Genomic DNA, 476 nt, shown 5'->3' on the forward strand with positions numbered 1-476 from the left:
CCCTTGTTGAGGTCGAAGAACTTGCGCCTGACATGGGCCCAGCAGTGCGCGATCGTCGCCGGCCCGCCGGGACGGTCGGGATGGCCGAGCTTGTCATAGGCTTCGTATCCATCAACCTGCAGGATACCGCGATACTTGCCCAGCAGCGCGCCGCCATGCTTGTGGGCGCGGCTCGGGAAGTATCGATAGACGACCCAGGGCGGTGCCCTCCCTCCATAAGGGCCCTCATCGCAAGCGACACCCCAGAAGTAGCCAGTTCGGGTCTTGCCTGCACCGGGATCGAGTATCTTGACGGTCGTCTCGTCGGCAAACAGCCGATCCATTCCCATCATGATCTCTGTCATGCGTTCGGTGAGCGGCTTGAGGCGGGCGGCGGCATGGCCGGTCCAGCCTGCCATGACACCGCGCTCGAGGTTGACGCCCTGGCGGGCGAAGATCTGCTCCTGACGATAGAGCGGCAGGTGATCGGCATATTT

At 63.2% G+C, this 476-nt stretch carries 1 protein-coding gene; it reads right to left on the bottom strand.

What is annotated here, in order from left to right:
- Nucleotides 1-476, bottom strand: a 476-nt coding sequence (locus EOE67_RS20315; protein WP_164852455.1) for an IS66 family transposase, incomplete at both ends; no start/stop codon positions are given.

Origin of the sequence: Rheinheimera riviphila, assembly GCF_004005945.1 — a bacterium.
Classification (GTDB): Bacteria; Pseudomonadota; Gammaproteobacteria; order Enterobacterales; family Alteromonadaceae; genus Pararheinheimera; species Pararheinheimera riviphila.